Below are 20867 nucleotides of genomic sequence, written 5' to 3'. Positions count from 1 at the left end.
CTGGCCGCCGATGACGGACACCGCTGCCCGGGACGATGCGCTTGCGCCCCGCCGTCCGGCCCCGCCCGAAGCGAGCCGGCGCGACCCGCTTCGCGGGTGGCGCATCGCTGGGCTCGCACTGCCGTTCGCCGCGCTCGCGCTGCTGGAATGCGCCGTGCGCCAGGGCTGGCTGCCGGATCGCCTCGTCCCGGCGCCCAGCGAGATTCTCGATACGCTCGCGCGCATGGGCGTCACGCGGGTCGCACGCCATGTCGCTGCGAGTGCGTTGCGGGTGGCGGCGGGTTTTGCAGCCGGCGCCGGGCTCGCGCTCGTCGTCGGCGCGGCGATGGGCCTGAGCCGTCGGATCGACGCGCTGCTCGAGCCGACGTTTCAGGCGCTGCGCGCGATTCCTTCGCTCGCATGGGTGCCGGTGCTGCTGCTGTGGCTCGGTATCGACGAAGCGCCGAAGATCACGCTGATCGCCATCGGCGCATTCTTCCCGGTCCATCTTGCGGTGGTCGCCGGCATTCGCGACGTCGACCGCAAGCTCGTCGAGCTCGGCGCGGTGTACCGGCTCGGCCCATTGGCGCTGTTCCGTCGCATCCTGCTGCCGGCCGCGCTGCCGCAGATCGTCACCGGCCTACGCACCGGCCTCAGTCTCGCGTGGATGTTCATGGTGGCCGCGGAGCTGATCGCGGCTACCCGCGGCCTCGGTTTCCTGTTGAGTGACGGCCGCGAAACCGGGCGCCCCGATCTCGTATTCGGCGCGATCCTGCTGCTCGCGTTGCTCGGCAAGCTGACCGATGGCGCGATGCGCCGCATCGAGTTGCGCTGGCTCGGCTGGCGCGATGCGTTCGACAGCGTGCCGCGGGAGGTGTCGAAATGAGTGCACATCCTTCGGCCCGCCCGGCCGCCGGCACCGATACGCCGCTGCTCGACCTGCGGATCGTCCGCAAGCTGTATGGCGGTCGCACGATCCTCGCCGACGTCGCGCTGCAGGTCGCACGCGGCGAGATCGTCTGCGTGGTCGGCCCGAGCGGTTGCGGGAAGAGCACGCTGCTGCGGATCGTCGCCGGGCTCGACGCCGACTTTCGCGGCAGCGTGACGCTGGACGGTAGCGCGCTCGCCGGACCGTCCGCGCGCGTCGGCGTGATCTTCCAGGAGCCGCGGCTGCTGCCGTGGCTATCGATCGCGGACAACGTCGGTTTCGCGGCCGGCCCGCGAGGCGGCCGCGCGCCGAGCGTTGCCCGGTTGCTCGACGAAGTGGGCCTGGCGGGCGTCGCGCGGCAACTGCCGGCCACGTTGTCGGGCGGAATGGCGCAACGCGCCGCGATCGCGCGCGGGCTGTTCGGCGAACCGGATCTGCTGTTGCTCGACGAACCGTTCAGCGCGGTCGATGCGATCACCCGGATGCGCCTGCAGACGCTGCTGCTCGATGTCGTCCACCGGCACCGGATGGCCGCGATCGTCGTCACGCACGATCTCGACGAGGCGCTGTATCTCGGCGATCGCGTGCTGATGCTCGCGCCGAACCCGGGCCGTATCGACGGCGAAATCCACGTCGATGTCGCGCGGCCGCGCGATCGGCGCGATCCGTCGCTGGCGGCGCAGCGCGCGCGGCTGCTCGATGCGTTCCAGCGCTTTCACGATCGCGCGGTGGGCGACGCGGCCTGAACCACGGCCACGCCCGCCTGAAATCGCGTGCCTGCGCGCCCCGGATTGCGCCATGCGGGCAGCGCGACACGCGCATTCATTGCCGCGACGCTGACTGGACGAACGCGGCCAGATCGCGATTGAACCGCTCGGCCTCCTCGATGAACGGCGCGTGCCCCGACTCCGCGTACACCTTGCTGACCACACGCGGATTCAGCGCAGCCGCGCGCGCCAGCGTCGCGTCCGTATCGACGAGCGCGTCGCGACCGCCGTAGATGAAAAGCAGCGGCACGTGCGCGTGGCCGAGCCCCGCGGCCGCGAAGACCGTCATCGTCGGGACGGCCTTCTGCATGTCCCACGATGCCATCGCGGCGTTGGCGAGCAGCCGCTCGAACGTGGCGGCGTCCGGTCGATGGTTGAAGCACAGACCGACGAAGGTGCGTTCGCCGTCGAGATGCGTTTTCAGATCCGGCGCGTTCATGTCCCGGTAAACATCGGGATGCGCGACGATCTGATCCCGCGCAAGCTCCACCACGCCGTCGACATACACCGCGCCGGCGATCCCGTGATCGCCGTACCTGGCGAGGTAATTCGAGATCACGACGCCGCCGAGCGACCAGCCGACCACGACGGGTTTGCGCGCATGCGCCCCCTGGATGACCGCCGCAAGATCGTCACCCCAACGGTTTCCGTCGCGATACGGTTCCGCGCCGGACGGCTTGTCCGACAGGCCGTGACCGCGCAGATCGTAGGTAATGATCCGGTAGCGGCGCAATGCGGGGCTCGCCACCTGGGCGTCCCAGTTCAGGCGACTGCCGAGCAGACCGTGGATCAGGATGACCGGCGGCCCGTCCGGGTCGCCGCTTTCCTGAACGGCCAGCTTGGCCCCGTCCGTCGAGCTGACCGTATAGCTCACGGGCGCGGCGGCCGCGGCGCTGGCGAATGCGACCGGCATCGCCCACGCGATCGCGGCAATCAGCGGGTTGATCAGCGATCGGAATTTCATGATGTTTTCCTGAAAGAGTGGCCGGAACGCCCAGTCTCAACCCTCACACCTGTGTGAGAGTCAAGCGGTTCGTGCTAACCTGCCTTTCATGAAAAATCCATCTGCGCAGGCACGCCTGACCATCGGCGAGCTTGCCCAACTCACCGGCGCGAGCGTGCGATCGATCCGGCACTACGACGAGCACGGCCTGCTCGCGTCGGTGCGGGCGGCCAACGGCTATCGCATGTTCCCCGACAAGGTGGTAACGCAGGTCAAACAGATTCAGCGCATGATCGCGACCGGTTTCACCATCGACGACATTCGCGGCTTTCCGGACTGCATGCTGCTGATTGACGGCGCCCGCTCGTGCGATCAGATCACCGACGTCCAGCGGGAACGCCTCGAAGCCATCGACCGTCAGATCGCGGATCTCGAGAAACGGCGCGCGAGGCTCGTCAAAACTTTGCAGGATGGCGCGGTGCCTCCGCTCGACTGACGCGCCGGCATTCCCGGCCGCCGCGCCGCTCCTCGCTCCTCGCTCCTCGCTCCTCGCTCCTCGCTCCTCGCTTCTCGCTCCTCGCTTCGGGCGCCAGCGCCACCTCGGCACCGTTCAAGCAGGCCCGCCCCGCGAGGCGGGCGACGTGCGGTGGGTCGAAGAGGCGTTGAAGCAGGTGTCGGCGACAAAATGGCGGCCTGAACGCCCGGCGCTATATCGAGAACCGGAAGTCGTACGAGATGCGCGTCGCGCCGCTCAGGTTGTCCAGCGTGCCGTGCATCATCTCGGTGCCGTAGAACATGAATCCTTCGCCGTATTCAAGCTCGACGGGCTTGAAGTCGCTCAACCCCGGCGCGGATTCGACGTACATCGAATTGCTGTCGAAGGTGCGTGTCACCGGCAGCCAGATGTTGACCAGATTCGGCCGCTGCCCGTATTCCGCATCACGATGAAAGCGCAGGATCGCACGCGAGCCGTGGAAGTTGACCCGCATCATCGCAATCGGCTGGCAACTCCGGATCGGGCCGGCGAATCCGTCGACATGATCGAAGACGAGCGACCGGATCAGCGCCATCGAGCGCTCGGCGACCGCTGCGTGCAAGGCCTTGCTGACGTCCCAGCTGTTTCGGGTCACGAAGTGATGCGGCAGCGTGAGGTCCGTCTTCTGCGGGTTCCAGCGAGGATCCAGGTGCAGCGTCTCGAGCGCGTCGGTGCCGAAAAACTCCGCCACGATCGCACGCAAATCCCACCGCGCGGTATCGTAGGCGAAGACGGACGACAGCGGCAGGGCGCGCCCCGCCACCTCGACCGTCTCCGCGCTGCGGTACCGGACAGGGCCGCGATCGGATGCCATGAAGGGCCTCCCGTCGCACGGCTCACGCCGCAAGCGCCAGGGCCTTTTCGAGCAGCTTCTCCGCCGCCGCGGCATCCTCTTTGGGGAGGGACGCCTTGGTCGAACCGGGTGACGGCTTGTCGTCGTCCTCCGCCAGCACCTCGACCACCGCCACCGCGACTTCCGTCATGACCTCGGTGGTCACCTCCGTCGTCACCTCGGTGGTGACTTCCGTCGTCACTTCCGTCGTGACCTCGGTCGTCACCTCCGTCGTCACTTCGGTCGACGTGTTGCTGATCAGCGCGGCGACCACCGTGATGTTCGGCGGGGCGGAACTGGATTTGGTGGTCCCCGAGAGATTGACGTAAGTGGGCTGCGCACCGCTGTTCCACAATTCCCCGTAGAGCGTCAACGTCGGCGCCTGCGCGTTCGAGAACTGGATGATCGCATTCTGCGGATTGCCGTTCGCGCTGAACCACGCGAGCTGGTCGATCTCGCCTTTCGGCCCCTTCTCGCCGGTATAGACGGGCTTGTTCACGATCGACCCGCCGTACGTGACCTGCGGCGCGCTGATGACCAGCTTGTCGCTCAGCGGCGTGCTCTTGCCGTCCGCGGTCAGGCTGAACAGGTTGTACGTCCCGTTCCACGTCGACAACTGCTGGGTGGCGGCACCGGCGTTGCCGAACAGGTTGTTGGCGCTCGGCAACGGGTCGCTTCCCTGCGAGAACACGCCGACGAAGCCGTTGACGCCGCCGTTCTGGTAGAAGGTCAGCCTGGCAGACGTCGCATTGCCGCCGGTCGCGGCCCAGCTCACCCCGGTTGCGGTGAACGACGGAGAAGCGATCGCGGCGCCGTTGAGCGTGACGGACTGGTTGCCGGTATCGATCACGACCGGCCCGGGAATGTACGTTTTTCCGTCCGGCTGCAGCCAGCTGGTCATATAGGTGCCGGACACGTCGAAGGAAGCCATGGTCTTTTCCTCTTTTTCAGGTGGTGGGACAGCGCGTGCAGGCGCTCAGGCCAGGCTCAGGTCGTCCTTGCTGGTATGGACCGCTTCCATGGCCCGGGTCACGGCGGCGGGCGTGGCGGCAAAACCCTGCCGACGCAACCAGGACGCGACCACGCCTTCGTACTCGCCGAGCGGAATCTCGTGGTCGGCGACCGCTTGCGCGGCAGCGGCCTGACGATCGCGGTATTCGCGGGCCAGTTCCGGATCGAGCAGCGCGGCGCCGACGAACCGGACAGCCTCCTTGTCCGGATCGCGCTTGAACATCATCCGGGTGACGCCCGTGTGCTGGAGCAGCAGGTTGCGCCGCTCCTCGGCAGTCAGGCCCGCGCGCGAATCGAGGTAGGCTCGCGGGTTGGTCTGGAACTCGCCCTGGGCACGCTGGTCGAGCGCAAGCGTGAGCAGCGTCTGGTACAACGCTTCCGATGCGAAGCTGTACTTGTAGCCGGGCGGTACCTTGTGATTGTGGATGTTGCGCCGGGCGATTTCGGCCAGTACGCGATAGTCTTCGCGGTCGCAGATCAACGGGTTGCGGCGCGCCTCGCTGATTCTGGCGAGGCCAAGCTTGGCGAGCATGCCGGCATCGGACTGGATGCCGTCCTTCGCCGGAATGAAGAAGGTCGAGATGCCGGAGACCTTCGCCTTCACGTCGGGGTCGCGGTAGTCACCGATCACGTGGCGGTCGATCTGCGGCGGCCCGGCAAACATGTTGGCGACATAGTTGATGGCGGGATGCTCGGCGCCATAGATCTCCTCGAGATAGTCGAGCAGCACGTCGAACTTGTCGTTCCGGTAGCCGCCGAACTTGAAGCCCAGGTCGCCGATGCAACCGACCTGCCAGAGGATGAAGTTGGCGGTGGTATCCACCTTGCGACGCCGCAACAGGAAATCGGTCGCCTCGTAGATCTGCATGCCCGGAACGCTCGGGTCCACGCCCAGGTCCGCGTACAGGCAGTCCTCGGCCGAAACCGCCGGCAGCATCACGGCATCGTAGCCTTCGTTGCGGGCAATCGCGATCGCATTGTGCGACGGCGTCACGAATACGCCGGGGTGACCGTAGAACAGCGCGCACACGTACTTGCCCGCACGCACCTCCGCCATGATCCGCTCGATCATCTGGACGTACGTGATCACGCGCGCCTTGTCGTCCGCGTAATACTGGTAGAGATCGAACGCGTTGGGGTTCTGCGCCTCGATCCACATGTCGGTGACCGGGTCGGCCGCCGCATAGAGCACGATGTCCGCCTGCTGGATATGCGCCTGCGCTTCAAGCGTAAAGTGCGCAACCGCCTTGATGCCCGATCCGATCACCACCAGCCTGCCTTTGGCCGCGCTCATAGTACGTCCTCCGCTATCAGACAATCGAACATATCGATCTCCCGAAATCAGGATTCGGAAAACACGCCGGAACGACTAAGACAGTCTTGCTCCGCCCATGCATAAAACCTGCTCGCACACCGCGCGACAGAATTCCAATCACGTGCGCGTCATTAGGTATAGGGCCGGATTTCGACAAATTCAATACCAAATTTGATTGAATTGAATTTGATCGCGCACTTGAAAATTCGCCGAAATAAAATTGAACATTTTCAGGAAGCTTTGCCTCCCTGCCTGGTTCGAATATTCCGAAACCGGCTACGCGGCAATCAACAATGCCCGGCTGAATTGAATAACTCGAAACAAAGCCCCGACCGGGGTATGGCTTGCCTCGCGGCGCCTTCCGCGCCTGAGGCGGTGTAGCCGCCGTATGGACGGTTACCGATGCCGGTGCTGCCGCGACAGTCCGTGTAATCGAGTGTAATCGCCTTTTAAAATAACCCCTTCTATATTGTTTTCGTTCTTTCTCCATAACCCGGATCTCTGGATTTTCATCAAGGCCGATAAAAAATCAGCCATTGCTTGCCAGGATTCAATAGCGACCCGGGTCGATTCGATACACCTGCGCATTCCGCTCAACTCAATCAGGAGGGCATCATGTCGAAAATCTTCATCTGGAATCCCGACGAAAACCAGACCTACGACATTCCGGGGCCGTACGAACTGAGTGCCGCCTCCTTCGACAAGGAAGCCGGCAAGTCCTTCACGATGATCCCCCCCGCGGGAACGCTGATGCTGCTTTCCAGGCAGTCGTCGGTATGGGGCGGACATTTCGACAATGCGATTCCGCCGACCGAAATCGATCTCCGCAGCGGCGCACTCGTCCTGCGCGGTGTGTCCGGCGATCCGAAGGGTGTCGATTTCACGATGGGGCCGTATCCGTACAAGCTCATCGGACATCCGTTCGTCAACTTCACGCTCACCGACGCGTCGTTCGAAGCCAGCCATTTCGACAAGGTGAACGCCGGCGGTCTGGATCCACTGGTGCTCGGCATGTACATCGACCTCCTCCTCGACTTGAAGCTGGCCGGCGCCAGCCGCTATCAGGTCGACTGCGGGCTGTACGCCAGCACGAAGCGGCTGCTTGTCAAGGGACGATCGGCCGTGAAGGTCCGGGCCGACGAGGTCGTGCTGACGTTCAGCGAGTATTTCGTCCTGCCGACCGAGTTGCCGCGGGCGCCGGGCGACGACCATTCGCTGAACCTGGAAGCGACCGGTGGCAAGCTGGAGATCGCCGAATCGCGTTTCGCGTTCGGGAACAGCGCGAAGAGCGCGGTGAAGAGCAAGAAGATCACGTTGCGCAAGAGCGTGCGGGTTGCGGCCCAGGACAGCGCACGGGCGACGTTCGTCACCGACGCGGTCGAGTTTTACGACAGCGCATCGACCGCCATTTTTTCCATCGCCGATCATGCCGATGTGGAATTCGATACCTACTCCGGCGGAAAGCCCTTCGACTTCCTGAGCAACCGGCAATACCCGGAAGGCCTGTTCAACTTTCAGTCGAGCCCTCAGTCCAGGAGCACGGGCAAGTTCACGCTCTACGGCGCCGGCAGTGCGTTCGAACAGTCCGCGATGCTGAACAAGCGGGTCGTTGCCATCGACGGCGTACCGCAATCGGACAGCAAGCGCCTCAAGTTCGACTACGTTCCCGTCGGCAACACGCAGAACATGGTGGTGTCGCTCCGGTAAGCGGTGTTCGGTCCTTGGCCGGCTCGCCGAATCATCGGCAGCCGGCCGGAACCGGTTGGCCAACGGCGATGAGTCGACCGGCCAAGCGGCGCCGTTCCCGTGCATCGGGCACAATACGCGGCTTCGCCCTTTGCCCGCGGTCAAACACATGCGCGTCGTCGTCGTCGGAACAAGCGGATCGGGGAAATCCACCTTCTCCAGCGCGCTCGCAGCAGCGGCAGACTGCCCTTACATCGAACTCGACCGGCTCTACTGGGGTCGCAACTGGGCCGCCGTGCCGCCCGAGCAGTTCGAGCGCGCCGTGCTGGCCGCAACCGCCGGGGACCGCTGGGTCGCCGACGGGAACTACAGCGCGGTGCGCGACGTGCTGTGGTCGAGAGCCACGCACGTCGTCTGGCTCAACTTCGGGCGCTGGACCGTATTCTCGCGGGTACTCTGGCGCACGATCAGCCGCGGGCTCATGCGTACCGAGCTGTCTCACGGCAACCGGGAGTCGCTGCGGATGGCGTTCTGCTCGCGAGACTCGGTACTGCTGTGGTCATGCACGACATTCGCGAAAAACCGCGTCAAGTTCACCGGCCTGCGCGACGATCCGAAATACGCGCACCTGCAATGGACGGAGATCACCGAGCCTTCGCGCACCCGCGCGTTCATCGACATGCTGGCACGCAATGCCGGTCGCGGTTGAGCGCGGTACGAATCGCCCCACGTCAGTCGTCGAAGGTGCCTTGATATTCCGGTGCGGCATCCGCGCGCGTGTTCAGCTCGAACATCACGCCGCCCGGCGCGCGACAGAAGAAGCGCGAACCGCGCCCGTTGTTGAAGATGTCCGTCTCCATCGCGACGCCCTCCGCCGTGAAGCGCTCGAACAGCGCGCGCACGGCATCGAGGCTCGGCAGTTCGAAGCCGACGTGGAAATTCGTCGGCCACGCGGGCACGCCGTCGCCGACGTGATCGATCACGACGTCGAAGCCCGGACGTTTGAGAATCCAGGATTCGTCCCAGCTTCCGGCAATCGTGAAGCCGAGGTATCGCTCGAAGAACCGGGCCGTCGCCAGCGTGTCGGCCGAGGGAAAGCTCAGGTGGTTGAGCTTCATCGTTTGGGTCGTTTCGGTCATGGTCGTACTCTCTGATGCGGTGATCGGCGGAGGCCCCATGCCTTGCCGCCCGACGACTTCAGAATATGAGCTGCGGCTCACATTCGACAACTCGCATTGGACGCGTGTGCCGGGCGGCGCGCGAACCCGCGCGGGGCCGCCGGTCGGGGTATGGGGACGATCTCGATGGATTGCGCTACTCGCATTCGCGGCGAGCGACCCGGCGGGTTCCCGGGGCCCGTCGGCAGGGCGGTCGATGGGCGCGGAAGAATCGGTCCGCGGTCGGAGCGGCGCCGATTGCGTTACCGCGGCCGTCGCGCGTACGGCGCCAGATGTCCTGTGGGAGGCCTGCGTGTCGACGCTCGATGCCCGGCGGTGCGTGCGTCGCCGCACCGCCGAAACCGTCGACGAAGCCACGAAGTCCGGCCTCTCGGCGCAACGCGTCGATGCGCGGGAATCAAGCGGGATTCGCATCGCGCGACGATCATTCGCGTGCGTCGACCGTGCGCCGGCGAGGCCATGTTAGAACAGACTTTTAATGCGAGACGCCGGAGTCCGGACATGTCGACATCACGTGTTGGCGGCGCGAACGTCGCCCCGCTTCAGCATCCATCAACGACGGACGAGCCCGATACGCGCAGACCGTCCCGATTTTCGAACCGGCCCGCCGTTGCCGGGAAACTCGCCGACCTCAAACCGCGGATGGATCCTGCGGCGGAACGACACGCGAGAAAGCCGCAGGTTCGTGAAAGCGAACCTGCATCGCTGGAGCGCTATTCCGAATCGCAGATGCAACTGGCGGTGTATCAGTCGAAGCTGAGTCTGACGCAGGCGGAGGCCGAGGCAATCAAGGCCGGTTCGGGGGGGATCCTGAAGGCAACCGAGACCAAGTAGCGTACGGGTACGCCCCACGTCCCGACGCGGCATGCCGCGAGCGCGATCGACGGAACGATCGATCGCGTTGCCCGCCCGCCTCCCGGCGGGTAGACGGTGTCATTGCGCGTCGGGCATGCCGTGCGTGTCGAAGACGAGGCTTGCGGGATGGCGCCGCGCGTGGCGCCGTCAGCGCCACCTGGGCGGGGACGGTATCGAAAATTTCGTTCATGTGCCTGACGATCGCACCTCTCGCCGTGGCGTAACGGCGGTCTGGCCGACGCACGGAGGACGATTGCATGCGCTTGAGAAAGACCGGTCGCCCGGGCAACGGCGGGGGCATGCCTGCAGCGGCACGGGACCGGGTATCGACATCCGGCCCCGAGCCTGCCCCCGGCTCCGATTCGCCTGGCTCCGGCGAAGACGAGCGGCGGGACGCGTTCGAGAGGCCGCCGGCAGATCGCGTGATGTTCGGCATGACGTCGTTCCCCTGAATCAGGCGTGTTCGGCACGGGACAAACGTCGATGATCGCGACCATGCCTCCGGCCGTCCGGCGCGCATGCGAAATCACGTGCGACGACGCTATGAATTCGCACCGCGCGCCGTGGATTCGCGTGCGCCCCCCTCACCCGGCCGAGTCGTACGAGCATGATGGATGCCTCATCCTCCCGAATCCTTCCGACGATCGAACCCATGGCCATCCGAGCGATCGCGCTTCTGGCGCTGCTGCCGTACCTGACGCCTGTCGCCCATGCCGAATGCTTCGCCGAAGCCGCCGCCTACCAGCACGTCAACGAAACGATTCTGCGCGCGCTCGCATGGCAGGAATCGCACGACAACGTCAACGCGAAGCGCGTCAACACCAACGGGTCGATCGACTATGGCCTGATGCAGATCAACTCGATCCATCTGACGACGCTGTCGACGTACGGCATCACGTCGCACACGTTGATGGATCCTTGCGCGAGCGTCTATATCGCCGCGTGGCACCTGCGCAAGATGATGCTCAAGTACGGCAATACGTGGAAGGCGGTCGGCGCATACCATTCGCAAACACCGGCGGAACGCGACCGCTATGCGGCCCAGGTCCGGCTGATCGTGCAGCGGATGCAGTCGAACTGAAGCAGGCGGCAGGCGCCGCCCGCTCGTGCATGACGCTTACCGCGACGGGACGATCTGCTCGACGGTCGCCGAGATCCGCCGCTCGAGCAGCGAAGCGCGCTGCCGGCGGGCTTCGTGCGTTGCCTGGTCGAGCAACGCCCGTACGTCGTCCGCCGGCACGCCGGCGCGGTGGCGCACGACCGCGTGTACGCGCAACGCTTCCGGCAGCAGCCAGCGGCGTCCGCTGGCCGGCAGATTCGCGGTCGTCTGCTCGAACAGGCGGTTCAAAGCCGGGCCGCCGGCCAGCTGCAGCACCGCGCCGGCAAACCGGTCCAGTATCGCCAGGTCGATGATGCTCACGTGGCCGCGCGCGAGATTGCGCAGCGCAAGCTGGATCAGCTTCCCGGTCTCGTCGTGCGTTTCGTCGGTCGCGTCGACCCACATCAGGAAGTGGCGGCCGATGTTGCGCCAGCCCGGCAGCCCGTTGCGCTGCGCGACGTCGACGAGCAGCCGGGCCTGTTGCGCGACGCGCGGCGCGTCGCCTTCGAGCAGGAACAGCACGCAGGCCATCATCGCGGCCGCGCAACGCGACAGCGGATCGGACTGCTGCCGCGCGCCCTGCAACGCATGCAACAAGGTCGGATGCGCGATCGCCTGCGCGCCGGTGAGCCACAGCGATATCGTGAGCGCGTTGTCCGCAACCGACGTGATGTAGTCGGGACGGCACGTGTCCGGCGCACCGGCTTCGGCGGCTTCGGCGGCATCGCAATCCGCCTCCCGCGCCGGTTCGTCGTGCGGCGAAAGCAGCGCAATCGCCTCGTCGTGGCGGCCGTCCAGCGTCAGCAGCGCGCCGCGCAGCAACGCGAAGCTGCGATGCGACGACGACACTTCGCATTCCTGCGCGATCCGTGCCCGCACGCGCATCAGGAGTTCGGGTGAATCGTCGCTGAAGCCGGCTTCGAGCGTACGCAGCAACAGGACCGACAACGCATGCAGCCGGCTGGCATCGTCGGCACAGGCGGTGGCGAGTTCGTAGACGCGCCACCACGCGGCGATCGTGTCGGCCGGCAACGGCGCCGGCGTCGCCTGCTGCATCGCCTGCGCCAGCGTCAGTTGCAGTTGCATGAGATCGCGCACCTTCAGAATCGAGCGCGACAGGTCGTGATCCAGAACGCGCCGGTCCAGACCGTCCACTCGCCGGTGAGATGCGCGGCAGCCCACAGCGATCCCGAATGCCGCAGCAACCGCGCGGCGGTGTGGAAATGCCGTGCCTCGATCGACCAGCCGACGGCCCGGCGCACGTCGGCGAGTGCGGGCGCGCGAGACGCGGGTTCGCCGGCGCGATGGCCGGCCGCGTCGAGCCGTTCGGCGATCCGTTGCGCATGGCGGGCGGCCGCGCGTGCCTGGTCGGGCCGGTGCGCGGGCACGCCGAGCGTGAAGCGGCGGACGGCGGCCGGGACCTGAAACAGGCGACGCGCGTCGCTCGACGCGTGTTCGATCAGCAGGCCGGCATCGATCAGCGTCGACACGATCGCCTGCATGGCGGATGCGTCGTCCGGGGCGCGGGTGGCGTCGCCCTCCGCCGATACCGCGTGAACGTCCGCGACATCGAACCACGCCGCGAAAAGACTCGCGCAACGCAGGACGTGCTGCGCGCCGGCATCGAGTGCGTGATACGCATGGGCGACCACCGTCGGCACCAGTGCCGCAGGCGGCAAGGCCAGCTCGTGGCCGCCGGTTCGCTGCAGGATGTAGCGGCGCCAGCGCGCATCCCACGCCGCGACGGCTTCGGCCGGCGTCGTGCGGCCGCGCGAGGCACCCGCAATCTGGCGCGCCGCCAGGTCGAGGGCCAGCGGATTGCCGCTCAACGCGCGGCAGATCGATTCCAGGTGGCGCTGCACGTGCGCGGCCGGCGTGTCGTTCGACGCCGTGCCGGCGGCGTCGCTCGCGAACCGGGCACCGCATGCGTCGAGCTGCGCGGCGAGCAGTTGACAGGCATCCGAAGGCGGCGCGTCCGGCATGACCGGCGTCACGTCGTTCGTCGGCCGAAGCGCAAAGCGCAACGGCGCCAGCGGCAGCACGTATTCGCCGGCGATGAACAACGGCGCTTCCGCGCACACGATCACGCACACGTCGGTGGCCGTCAGCAATGCGTCGATCAACACGCCGACCTCATGCGCGAGCGGGTCGCAATCGTCCACGATCAGCAGCATCCGGCGGCCGGCGAGTCGCGCGATCAGCCCGTCGAGCCCTTGCGCGGCCGGTTTGACGTGCGGATGTGGCGGAAGCTGCGCCGCGATCGCGTCGGGCACGCCTTCGGGCAGCGTCAGCCCGGCCAGCTCGACGCGGACGATGCCGTCCGGGAACAATGCCGCGACGCGCAATGCCGTCTCGTGCGCGAGCCGCGTCTTGCCGTTGCCGTGTGCGCCCATCAGCGTGACCAGCCGGTGTTGCGCAATGCGCATCGACAATTCCGAGAGTTCGGCATCGCGTCCGATCAGCAGCTTTCGCGCCCCTTCGAGGTCGGGGCCACGGTCGGGCCACGCGTCGCGATCGCCGGCCTGTTGCCGGTCCGGCTCCGTATCGGCATCGGCATCGGCCGCCGGAGGCTCGTTGTCGGCGGTGCCCAGCCGGTCGCGAATGTCATACCACTCGGCGGCGAAGCGGTAACCGCGACGCGGCACGGTTTCGATCATGCCGCGATCGTCGCCCAGTGCACGGCGCAACTGCGATACGAGCGCATGCACGCTATGGGCCATGACGGACGACGCCGGCCGCAGGCGTTGCTGAAACTGCTCGATCGAAACGATCTTGCCCGCGGCATCGACCAGCGTGATCAGCACGGCCATCGCGCGCTCGTTGACCGGCAGCGCGCTGCCTTCCGCGTACAGCACGCGTGCGTCGCGATCGAGCGCAAAACGGCCGAACAGCGTGACATGCGCGGCGGAAGCAGGTGGCGACGAGCGTTTCTTCATGCGCCGGCCCTCGGGCGCGCGGCGCTCAGCGCGAAGGAAATCGGGGTTTTCATGTCGACGGGAACCTGCTCCACCGTTGCGCCCGCTCCGCCGGTTCGTCCAGGCCGATCCGGGGCTCGCGGGGATGAGGGATGCACCTGGGCGCACGCCGGTAATGCCCGACGCGCGCATCCGCCGCGGCGGAATCCGGACGCAACCGTCGACCGGGACAGTCCGGACAGGTTATTTCGTGGCGGCCACGCGTGCCGCCCCGCGACCGGGCTCGTCGCGAGCCGGCCACGCACGGCGCGTGGGCATGACGGACAACCGGTCGAGCCGGTCACCCCGACAATGGACGCGACGCGATGTCGCCGTGATCGCGGATCGCGCATTCATATCCGCGCGTTTCTCTCGAAGCATTGAATGTCATGCGCATGCCGGTTGAGTGACACGTTTTTTGAACGGTCGCGATGTCGCAGGCAACCCCTTGGCTTATTGCAATGAATCCGGAAAGGCATTTTAGTCGGAATTACGTGCTTGTTCTCCGGATCTGCACATAACGACACAAGTCGATTCCAAGGAATAGTCGAATCGCCCCTGCGTAACCACCGGTCGTCATTGTGCAATCGGGACAGCGCATTGCGCATTCCGGCCACGCGATGACTGGCGACACGGGCATCAGTGCCGCGCCGGGACGTTGAAGGGTTGGCCCGGCGTGCGCACCCACGCAGCCACGACTTTCGCACCGGCCGGCCCGGCGCGCGTCACGTGCGCGACGCCGGCCGGCAACCGGAACGTCTCGCCCGCGTGAAACGTCGCCGGCGGCTTGCCGTCCACCTGCACGACGACTTCGCCTTCAAGGACGTAACACAGCTCGGGCCCGGTGGCCGCATGACGCGGCTTGAGCGCATCGGGCGGGAATTCGGCAAGCCCCATCCCCATCTCGCGACCGGTGTCCGGCACGGGCACACGCTGCAGCACGACCGTTGGCTTGCTGTCGGGGGCCTTGCCGGCCGCCGGTACGGACTGCGCGAACGCGAACGTCGCGAACGCCAGCGCGCCGCGCGCGAGCGTGCGCATCGCAGCCACACGTCCGTGGTCCGCGCCAGTCACCCACGTTGTCATGCTTGACGGCTTCATTGCCGAATTCCCTCGTCAGTGTCGATATCGAACAGCCGCTAATGTCGCGATTTCGGCGCAAGACGACAAGCAAGAATAAATTGCGCGCGACCCTGGATAAACTTATGGAAAGACAATCCGCCTTCATTCATTCGTTTCAAACGAATTCGGGAGATTCAGTCCGGCCAGTTCCCGTTGACGCCACGGCCCCATACGCCCACGTCGCTCTCCGGACGGTGTTGGTCCTTGTCGGGCGCGCCGCGTGATACGTATGGGCCGCAACGACAGGTCATCGCCGTTGCGCGACTTCATGATCGTCGCATTTCATGCCAGCGTCCCCGCAATTGCGAATGCGCGTCCCTCAAAACGCAGCGGCCTACCCGGGCGGCGACGCTGCCCGTCACGCCCGCGCTTCGGGCTGCCGCGGCCAATTCCGGTCCAGCCGGTCGGCTTCGCGCGGCGACAGCTTCAGCGCGGCCACTTCATGCTCGCCGCGCGCGCCTTTCTGCACCGCGATCTGCAGCCCCAGCCGCAGCCCTGCCGTGATTTGCCGGTCGGTCGCCTGCACGGTCAGCAGTTCGGTCGGCAACCACGAGTCGGCGCGCCGGAGCAGCGCATCGCGCCGGTCGAGCAACATGTCGATGTCGTGCTCCGGCGGGTCGCCGCGATGCCGGGCGCGCAGCGACGCGATCCGGTCGTCGAGCGCGTCGGCTTCGCGGGCCGCATGTTCGCGCAGGCGCCGCCGCAGCACGAAGCGCAGGTTCTGCACGCGATTTTCGGCGATCTGCGACAGGTACTGCTCGATGCGTTCGCGGCCGGCCGCGAGCGCCCGCTCGTAGTCGGCCGCCGCGGCCGGCAGCGGCTGCCCGGGCGTCGCGCCGAACGCGAGCAGCCAGGCCGGATCGTTGCGCAGCGCGTTCTTGTACTGCGTGAAGTTCGCGAATTCGGTGTCGGCATTCGACGCGCGCACCTGCAGCCTGCCGCGTTCACGCACGAGCGTCGCCTTCGCCTGATGGAACGAGTCGTGCACCGGTACCTCGACCCCGATCAGCTTCGGCGAGAAGATCGACACGGTCGCGACATCGGCGGGGTCGGCGCTGCCCGTCTGCGCGTTCTGCAACTGATCGCTGATGCTGACGTTGATGCCGGCCTCCACGCCGGCCCGATGGCCGCTGCCGACGCGATGGCCTTCGATCTTCGTCTGGCCGCTCGCGTCGACCGAATCGAGTTCGGCGCGGTGCACCCACTGGTAGGTGTCGCCGAGCGCCGCGGTCGCGCGCGCCGAGTACTGGCCCGCGCCGATCTTCACGCCGGCCCGCAGGTCGGTCGCCACCTGGACCTTCCGCAAACTGGCGGTCTGGTTGTTCCATGCAACCGAGAAGTCATCGTTGTCGAAGAAGCGGCTGCCGAGTTCGTTCCAGAGCGCCCGTTCGCCCTTGCCCCTGCCGGCGTTGTCGAACAGGTAGCGGTTGACCGACTTCAGTTGCCGCCTGCCGGCCGAGTCGTCATAGGCGTCGTTGACCGGATGCAGCCGCCGCGCGATGCTCAGGTCGACCGTGCATTGTTCGGTGTCGTCCCACTCATGCCCGACCTCGACGTTGCCGGCCGCACGCACGATACTGAAGTTGTGCCCCACCTGAAGGCCGCCGCCGGCCTCGAAGCGGTTCCGGCGCTGCGTGCCGATGCCGATCTTGTAGGCGGCCGTGCTGCGGCTGAATTCGAGTACCGACTGACGTCCGTGCGACGCCTGCACGTTGAGCCGCGGTGCAATCCACGGGAACGATGCGGCGGTCGCGCTGACGCCGCGCGTACTCGCGCCGATCACGCCGCCTTCCGTGACGATCGCCTTGCCGCTGCCTTCGAGCGCGTCGATGATGCGATCGCCCGCGTCGCGGTAATCGTCCGTCGTCGTGCCGCGCGGCTTCACCGCTTTCCCGAGCGCGATGCGGTCGATCGTGTCGAACCGGGTGGCAACGGCGGGCGGCACGTCGTCGCCGACGTGTTTGCGCCACAGGCCGATTTTCTTCGCGTCGAGCACGTCCGAGCCGCCGATCAGATGCTTGCGCACGCGTTCGAGCGCATCGGCTCGCGCCCGTGGACTTCGGTCGGCGCCCGCCAGCGTGTCGCGGAATGCCGCGAGCATGCGCCGCACGCGCGCTGCGCGCAGCGTCGACCGAACGGAAACGGGCGCTGCGCGTGCACCGGGCCGTTGCACGGCGCGGCGCGCGAGCCGGTCGATGGCGGCGTCGTCGAGCGTGTGCACGACACGTGCGGCGATGAGGCCGACCGTGGCATCGTCGAATTTCATCCCGTACCCGACCGGTTGCCGGCCGGCGCCGGGCGTACGCGACAATTCGGCCAGCACCGCGAGTTCGGCCGCGCCAACCGTTTCGTGAATCGCGCGGCTGTCCTTCTTCAGCTTCGCGGGGCCAGCCGCAGGTTCGCGCACCGCGGGGTGTTCGTCCATCGCGACGAAGGCATCGCGAAGCGCGGCGTCAAGCACCTGTTCGTCCTTCGACCATGCGCCGAGGCTCGCGCCCGGCACACCGTCCTGCATCGCCGCGACGGCGCTTTTCCGGTACCCGAACGGCCGCACCGCGGCCGCGAACGCCGAGCGTTGCGCCGCGACCGGCACCGCCTCGTCGCGTTCGTCCTGCACAGGCTCGAAGTGGTCCGACGTGGCGCGCGGAATCGTGTGGTTCAGGAAACGCGCGAGCCGGTTCTTCGTCGCGGCAAACGGCGTGCCGGGGCCATCGCTGAAAAAGCCCTGCCGGCCGGCGAGCAACGCGCCCTTGTCCGACGCGTTCAGCCCGTCCGCGTTCTGGCTGCGCCACAGCCGCGACGCCGCACGCACGAGCCACGCGGCATGCGCGGGCTTCGTGGCCGACGTATCGCCGGCCAGTGCCCGCGCGTGACGTTCGACGCCCGCGGGATCGGCATCGCAGCGCGTCGTGTCGACCAGCCGATCGGCGGCCTGCAACCACACGCGCGGCGCATATCGCGCCGCGCCGTCCGCCGGCGGCCAGGTGCGACCGGCCAGCGCGTGCACGCAGTCGTAGCCGCTGGCCGTAACCGCGAGCTTCTGGGCCGTTCGCCACGCAAGCGCCGTCAGATGGTTGTCGATGAAGCCGGCATCGCGTGCCGGTTGCGACTGGATCGACAGGCCTTGCTGCAGGCGACGCAACACGTCGCGGGCGAGATCGGGCTGTCCGTAGCACACGTCGGCCAGCGCATCGATCAGCAGTTCCGCCTGACACGCGCGGCCTGCCGGCGGCAGCCCCGGCGCGGATGCGAGCGCGTGCCGTAGATCCGTGACGAGACGGTCGATGCTGGCCGGGTCGCGGCTGGCGAAACAACGGCGCGCGGCCGCGGCAGGATCGCCGATGCCGTCGTCGCCGCCAGCGGGTGTCGTGTCGGCCGCGGGCGCGCTGAAGCCGCCAAGCGCCTGCTGCATCGATTGCGCCGGTTTGCGCATCGCGCCTTCGGGCCGCACATAGGCGAGCGAATCGGGACGCGTCGCGCCGGACAACGCGGGCGGCGGAACGGCAACGTCGCGGGCGGGATCGTTCGTCTGATGCGGAAGAACCGGCCGGCCCTTCGTGCCGACCTTGAGCACCGACAGCGCGGTGAGCTCCATCGGGAGATTCGGCCGCTTCGGGTGGGCGATCGCGTGGCCCGCCGCCCTGGCGCGCGATTTCAGTTTCGACGTCAGGCCGGCCAGCACACCGGTGACCTGGCCGGGCGCCGGCGCCGGATCCGTTTGCGTCGACGGGCCCGGTGAGGGGGTGGCAGGCGTATCGGCCGCGTGATCGGCAGCCCGTGCTGGCGGCATGCCGTTCGATCGATTGAGCGCGGGAGTCGACATCTCGCTGGAGCGGTCACGTAATGGGATACGCCTACTATCGCTACCGGACATGAAACTGACGTGACTCGCCGGCATGAATTCTGTCGAACCATCCAGTTATTAAGGAAACCGATTTGATTGCGTTGACCGGCATGACTGTCGAATGCGCCGAGGCTCGCGCCATGACACGGCTGGACGTTCGGATTTCCGCACCGATGTTCGCGTGACGCGCGCGGCCTGCGTCGCGCCCGGCTAGTCTTTGAACCGTGCGCTGCATCTGGCGGGTACGCCGCTGCAGCGCGGCATCGACGCGTCCGGCGACCGAACGGCGAGGGGCGGCGTTCGGTGCGCAGACTTCGCTCACGGAGGCGTAATGATTTCGACCCGGTACCCCGATCCGGTTTCGATCGGCGCAACGTTTCGCAACGGCGAGACCGGCAAACCCGCCGACATTTCGTCCGTCATCAAGGCGATCCTGCAGGACATCGAGTCACTGCTCGCCACCGAGTCGGGCGGCTCGTCGCCGCCGATTCCCGAGGGCCAATACCGGCAGGCGTCGGTATCGCCGACGCCGGTCGACCTTCCCGTCAATTTCGCGCAGACGCAGACCGTGACGGACACGACGACATCTGCCGCCGCACCCGCGCCCGCCGAAAACCAGAAGCCGTGTGCCGCGTCTCCGGATCCCCGGATGGCGCCCTACGCGACACAGGCGCCGAACGACCAGACGAAGCGGCCGCCTGGCGACAACCGAACGGCCCAGCAGATCATCGACGACAACCCGCTGCTGAAAAACCTGGGCAACCAGGGGGGCATCAAGGACAACCTGAACAAGTTCGTCGGCGGCAACATGTACAACGATCCCGACCAGGCGTTCAAGGCGGCCGCGTTGCTCACGAACATCAAGAGTTCGGCAAACCGGAACGGCGACGCGCGCGATCCATCGCAGGTCGGCAACGGCAAGATCGACGGCTTCACGAAAGACGGCGACGCGCGTCACGGCACGGAAGCGGGACTGTTGCAGGACGTGGTCGGCGCCGGCGGGCATCCGGGAGGCGGCTGGGCCCACCTCGAGAAGACGGGGCACAAGCTCGACGAGACGAACGATTCCCACGTGAATCTCGACGGCACCAACAAGGACAATCTGCAGTGGGGGCTCGAGCAGGCCGGCAAGTACATCGGCGCCTTCTTCAAGGCCATCGGCAAGAGCGTCATCGACATCATCACGAAAGGCCGTCTCAATCCGGTATCGGCAATCCTCACGGTCATCAAGAACGTGGGCGTGTCGGAAGCCAAGACAGCGATCGAGAACAGCAACCTCGGAAAGGATGCGAAGCAGACGGCGGACAAGGTCTTCAGTGTGCTCGACAATATCTGATCGCACCACCGGATTGCCATGGCAATCCGTAAATGGTGCGATCGGGCAGGCGCCGGTCAGGGCCGCCGCGGCGTGCGCGGCGTGATGCGAAAGACGATCCTGCCGTCGCTGGCCGGCACCCCGGTCCAGCCGTTGCGCGTCATGAATTCAAGGCAGACGCGATTGTCGGCTTCCACGATCCCCCATGCCTCCGGCGTCATGCGGAACAACCATTCGAGCGCGGGCTTCCAGAGAATGGCCCACCGCCCGTGGTAATCGGGCAGCACGGCCAGGTGCGCATGATCGCGATCGAGGATGATGCCGCCGATCGCGTTGCCGTCGCAGACGAAACCGATGGACGGGCACCCGCTGTAGTGAGAGACGAACACGTCCTTGCTGACGAGCTGAAGCATGTCCTCCCTGCCTGCGGCGCGAAAGCAGGCAGCATCGGCCTCGTAAAAGACCGCCAGGTCCGCGCGGTCTGCCAGTCGGAATCGCTTCATC

Annotated in this window: 18 protein-coding genes; 8 read left to right on the top strand and 10 right to left on the bottom strand. The window is 66.7% G+C overall.

All coding sequences use genetic code 11. The annotated features are described in order from the left end of the window. Positions 1–10: 10 nt before the first annotated feature. Together ACWMMN_RS34470 and ACWMMN_RS34465 are read left to right on the top strand one after the other, a co-directional pair. Complete coding sequence (locus tag ACWMMN_RS34470) at positions 11–865, top strand: ABC transporter permease (RefSeq protein ID WP_059241504.1); 855 nt, start codon at positions 11–13, stop codon at positions 863–865. Further along, complete coding sequence (locus ACWMMN_RS34465) at positions 862–1653, top strand: ABC transporter ATP-binding protein (RefSeq protein ID WP_256087320.1); 792 nt, start codon at positions 862–864, stop codon at positions 1651–1653. The genes ACWMMN_RS34470 and ACWMMN_RS34465 overlap by 4 nt, the downstream gene beginning before the upstream one ends. A gap of 76 nt (positions 1654–1729) precedes the next feature. Here ACWMMN_RS34465 and ACWMMN_RS34460 read toward each other — a convergent pair whose 3' ends face one another. Further along, positions 1730–2638, bottom strand: coding sequence for an alpha/beta fold hydrolase (locus tag ACWMMN_RS34460; RefSeq protein WP_486424449.1), 909 nt, complete (start codon positions 2636–2638; stop codon positions 1730–1732). A gap of 88 nt (positions 2639–2726) precedes the next feature. Between ACWMMN_RS34460 and ACWMMN_RS34455 the strand changes: the two genes are divergently transcribed. Beyond that, positions 2727–3113: a MerR family transcriptional regulator gene (locus ACWMMN_RS34455; protein WP_340625961.1), complete on the top strand. Its 387-nt coding sequence runs from the start codon at positions 2727–2729 to the stop codon at positions 3111–3113. 211 nt (positions 3114–3324) lie between these two features. On the opposite strand, the gene ACWMMN_RS34450 is transcribed toward ACWMMN_RS34455, so the two are convergent. Genes ACWMMN_RS34450 through ACWMMN_RS34440 form a run of 3 tightly spaced genes read right to left on the bottom strand, consistent with a single transcriptional unit; the run spans position 3325 to position 6313 of the window. After that, a complete protein-coding gene (locus tag ACWMMN_RS34450) occupies positions 3325–3999 on the bottom strand; it encodes a 2OG-Fe(II) oxygenase family protein (protein WP_196486685.1) in 675 nt (224 codons plus the stop codon). Next, a complete protein-coding gene (locus ACWMMN_RS34445) occupies positions 3989–4915 on the bottom strand; it encodes a hypothetical protein (protein ID WP_059241495.1) in 927 nt (308 codons plus the stop codon). The genes ACWMMN_RS34450 and ACWMMN_RS34445 overlap by 11 nt, the downstream gene beginning before the upstream one ends. A 45-nt stretch (positions 4916–4960) precedes the next feature. Further along, positions 4961–6313, bottom strand: coding sequence for an SAM-dependent methyltransferase (locus ACWMMN_RS34440; RefSeq protein WP_196486684.1), 1353 nt, complete (start codon positions 6311–6313; stop codon positions 4961–4963). 612 nt (positions 6314–6925) lie between these two features. Here ACWMMN_RS34440 and ACWMMN_RS34435 point away from each other — a divergent pair. Both ACWMMN_RS34435 and ACWMMN_RS34430 read left to right on the top strand, forming a co-directional pair. Continuing rightward, positions 6926–8017, top strand: coding sequence for a hypothetical protein (locus tag ACWMMN_RS34435; RefSeq protein WP_059241491.1), 1092 nt, complete (start codon positions 6926–6928; stop codon positions 8015–8017). A 148-nt stretch (positions 8018–8165) separates the two neighbouring features. After that, the gene (locus ACWMMN_RS34430) at positions 8166–8705 is read left to right on the top strand and encodes a P-loop NTPase family protein (RefSeq protein WP_486424448.1); all 540 of its coding nucleotides are present in this window, start codon (positions 8166–8168) and stop codon (positions 8703–8705) included. Positions 8706–8727: 22 nt separating this feature from the next. Here the strand turns inward: ACWMMN_RS34430 and ACWMMN_RS34425 are convergent, their stop codons facing one another. Further along, positions 8728–9135 carry a VOC family protein gene (locus ACWMMN_RS34425; protein ID WP_174992407.1) on the bottom strand — a complete coding sequence of 136 codons (408 nt, stop codon included), beginning with the start codon at positions 9133–9135 and terminating at the stop codon, positions 8728–8730. 540 nt (positions 9136–9675) lie between these two features. Here ACWMMN_RS34425 and ACWMMN_RS34420 point away from each other — a divergent pair. Together ACWMMN_RS34420 and ACWMMN_RS34415 are read left to right on the top strand one after the other, a co-directional pair. Beyond that, positions 9676–10008 (top strand): hypothetical protein, encoded by a 333-nt coding sequence (locus ACWMMN_RS34420; protein ID WP_174992406.1) that lies wholly within the window; start codon positions 9676–9678, stop codon positions 10006–10008. A 673-nt stretch (positions 10009–10681) separates the two neighbouring features. Beyond that, positions 10682–11110, top strand: a complete 429-nt coding sequence (locus ACWMMN_RS34415; protein WP_059241487.1) for a lytic transglycosylase domain-containing protein — start codon at positions 10682–10684, stop codon at positions 11108–11110. 36 nt (positions 11111–11146) lie between these two features. Here ACWMMN_RS34415 and ACWMMN_RS34410 read toward each other — a convergent pair whose 3' ends face one another. The 4 genes from ACWMMN_RS34410 to ACWMMN_RS34395 all read right to left on the bottom strand — a co-directional run bounded on the left by ACWMMN_RS34410 (position 11147) and on the right by ACWMMN_RS34395 (position 19078). After that, on the bottom strand, positions 11147–12214 hold the full coding sequence (locus ACWMMN_RS34410; protein WP_486424447.1) for a hypothetical protein: 1068 nt from the start codon (positions 12212–12214) through the stop codon (positions 11147–11149). Between the two features lie 14 nt (positions 12215–12228). Continuing rightward, positions 12229–14064 (bottom strand): winged helix-turn-helix domain-containing protein, encoded by a 1836-nt coding sequence (locus ACWMMN_RS34405; RefSeq protein ID WP_486424446.1) that lies wholly within the window; start codon positions 14062–14064, stop codon positions 12229–12231. A gap of 657 nt (positions 14065–14721) precedes the next feature. Next, positions 14722–15168: a cupin domain-containing protein gene (locus tag ACWMMN_RS34400; RefSeq protein ID WP_226196031.1), complete on the bottom strand. Its 447-nt coding sequence runs from the start codon at positions 15166–15168 to the stop codon at positions 14722–14724. A 394-nt stretch (positions 15169–15562) separates the two neighbouring features. After that, entirely contained in the window at positions 15563–19078 is a 3516-nt protein-coding gene (locus ACWMMN_RS34395) for a hypothetical protein (RefSeq protein ID WP_486424445.1), read from the bottom strand. Between the two features lie 301 nt (positions 19079–19379). Between ACWMMN_RS34395 and ACWMMN_RS34390 the strand changes: the two genes are divergently transcribed. Then, positions 19380–20384: a hypothetical protein gene (locus ACWMMN_RS34390; protein ID WP_340625957.1), complete on the top strand. Its 1005-nt coding sequence runs from the start codon at positions 19380–19382 to the stop codon at positions 20382–20384. A 56-nt stretch (positions 20385–20440) separates the two neighbouring features. On the opposite strand, the gene ACWMMN_RS34385 is transcribed toward ACWMMN_RS34390, so the two are convergent. Next, on the bottom strand, positions 20441–20866 hold the full coding sequence (locus ACWMMN_RS34385) for a GNAT family N-acetyltransferase (RefSeq protein WP_486424444.1): 426 nt from the start codon (positions 20864–20866) through the stop codon (positions 20441–20443). Position 20867 lies beyond the last annotated feature (1 nt).

This window comes from Burkholderia cepacia complex sp. TUM26381 (assembly GCF_057439935.1).
This window is presented reverse-complemented; position numbering and strand designations above follow the sequence as displayed.

What these genes read in the sequence shown, in the direction of transcription:
- ACWMMN_RS34470 (WP_059241504.1), top strand. Translation starts at nt 11, where the DNA reads ATGACGGACACCGCTGCCCGGGACGATGCGCTTGCGCCCCGCCGTCCG.
- ACWMMN_RS34465 (WP_256087320.1), top strand. Translation starts at nt 862, where the DNA reads ATGAGTGCACATCCTTCGGCCCGCCCGGCCGCCGGCACCGATACGCCG.
- ACWMMN_RS34460 (WP_486424449.1), bottom strand. Translation starts at nt 2,638, where the DNA reads ATGAAATTCCGATCGCTGATCAACCCGCTGATTGCCGCGATCGCGTGG.
- ACWMMN_RS34455 (WP_340625961.1), top strand. Translation starts at nt 2,727, where the DNA reads ATGAAAAATCCATCTGCGCAGGCACGCCTGACCATCGGCGAGCTTGCC.
- ACWMMN_RS34445 (WP_059241495.1), bottom strand. Translation starts at nt 4,915, where the DNA reads ATGGCTTCCTTCGACGTGTCCGGCACCTATATGACCAGCTGGCTGCAG.
- ACWMMN_RS34435 (WP_059241491.1), top strand. Translation starts at nt 6,926, where the DNA reads ATGTCGAAAATCTTCATCTGGAATCCCGACGAAAACCAGACCTACGAC.
- ACWMMN_RS34430 (WP_486424448.1), top strand. Translation starts at nt 8,166, where the DNA reads ATGCGCGTCGTCGTCGTCGGAACAAGCGGATCGGGGAAATCCACCTTC.
- ACWMMN_RS34425 (WP_174992407.1), bottom strand. Translation starts at nt 9,135, where the DNA reads ATGACCGAAACGACCCAAACGATGAAGCTCAACCACCTGAGCTTTCCC.
- ACWMMN_RS34420 (WP_174992406.1), top strand. Translation starts at nt 9,676, where the DNA reads ATGTCGACATCACGTGTTGGCGGCGCGAACGTCGCCCCGCTTCAGCAT.
- ACWMMN_RS34415 (WP_059241487.1), top strand. Translation starts at nt 10,682, where the DNA reads ATGGCCATCCGAGCGATCGCGCTTCTGGCGCTGCTGCCGTACCTGACG.
- ACWMMN_RS34410 (WP_486424447.1), bottom strand. Translation starts at nt 12,214, where the DNA reads ATGCAACTGCAACTGACGCTGGCGCAGGCGATGCAGCAGGCGACGCCG.
- ACWMMN_RS34405 (WP_486424446.1), bottom strand. Translation starts at nt 14,064, where the DNA reads ATGAAGAAACGCTCGTCGCCACCTGCTTCCGCCGCGCATGTCACGCTG.
- ACWMMN_RS34400 (WP_226196031.1), bottom strand. Translation starts at nt 15,168, where the DNA reads ATGACAACGTGGGTGACTGGCGCGGACCACGGACGTGTGGCTGCGATG.
- ACWMMN_RS34395 (WP_486424445.1), bottom strand. Translation starts at nt 19,078, where the DNA reads ATGTCCGGTAGCGATAGTAGGCGTATCCCATTACGTGACCGCTCCAGC.
- ACWMMN_RS34390 (WP_340625957.1), top strand. Translation starts at nt 19,380, where the DNA reads ATGATTTCGACCCGGTACCCCGATCCGGTTTCGATCGGCGCAACGTTT.
- ACWMMN_RS34385 (WP_486424444.1), bottom strand. Translation starts at nt 20,866, where the DNA reads ATGAAGCGATTCCGACTGGCAGACCGCGCGGACCTGGCGGTCTTTTAC.